This window comes from Lacinutrix chionoecetis (assembly GCF_053604665.1).
On the sequence record NZ_JBSHNQ010000015.1, the window covers coordinates 1 to 849 of the forward strand.

2 protein-coding genes are annotated in these 849 nt (G+C 33.1%); both read left to right on the forward strand.

The features are described 5' to 3' along the window. The coding region (gene tssD, locus ACVC43_RS00075; protein ID WP_452222534.1) for a type VI secretion system tube protein TssD at positions 1–163 on the forward strand (163 nt) is incomplete at its 5' end. Between the two features lie 245 nt (positions 164–408). Continuing rightward, the coding region (locus ACVC43_RS00080) for a hypothetical protein (RefSeq protein WP_452222533.1) at positions 409–849 on the forward strand (441 nt) is incomplete at its 3' end.

Consider the following 849-nt stretch of genomic DNA (forward strand, 5'->3'; position numbering starts at 1 on the left):
CAGTTTAAAAACCGTTAAATTTAAAGACGCTTACTGTTTAGATTATGTTGAGGATTTTGATGCTGTTAGCTCACAACCTCTAAAAACAAGAATAGTAATATCTGCGCAGGAGATTAGTGTAAAAGGAACCAAATTTAGTAACAATTGGCCTGCTAAAGTGTAATTTATGTAAAATCAAATTTGCTTACATGGATAATTAGGATGAAAATGGCTGGTGTAGAGTTAAGTTTGATGTAGATCTTATATGTCCATTGCTTGTATAAAAATAGGGAGCTTAAATCAAGATTCAACCAAACAAAAAATAAATTTCGTTTTTTTAGCAGCAATTAACACTACTTTAATCCTGAAAATTTTACACTGTCATCAACAACCGAGGAAGAAATTTGTTAACTCAAATAATTAAAAATTATGGCACTACAAAGCAAGACAAATATTTTTATAAGTGGCAAAGAAATTACAGCTTTTAAAAGCGTAATGTTACACCAGCAAATAGACGCTCATCATGTTATGGAGTTGGTTTGTAGAATGGATGTTCTCGAAGATTTGTCTCAAGCCTTAGGAGAATCCAGTAAAAACTTCTTAGGCGAAACCATAACACTTCAAACAACTTCTATAGATGCATTTAGCGGTTATGAAACCTTAGAATTTAAAGGCATTGTAACACAGGTAAAAACTGTGAAAGGGCACGAAGCAAGTTCTGGAGATACCGTTGTTATTAAAGCACAGAGTCCTACTTTTATTGCGGACGATGGACCACATTACGCCTCACATAATGACGTAACACTGTCTGAAATTATAGAAAAGACCTTTAACGATTACGACAAGTCTAAATTAGACGTATTAATACAA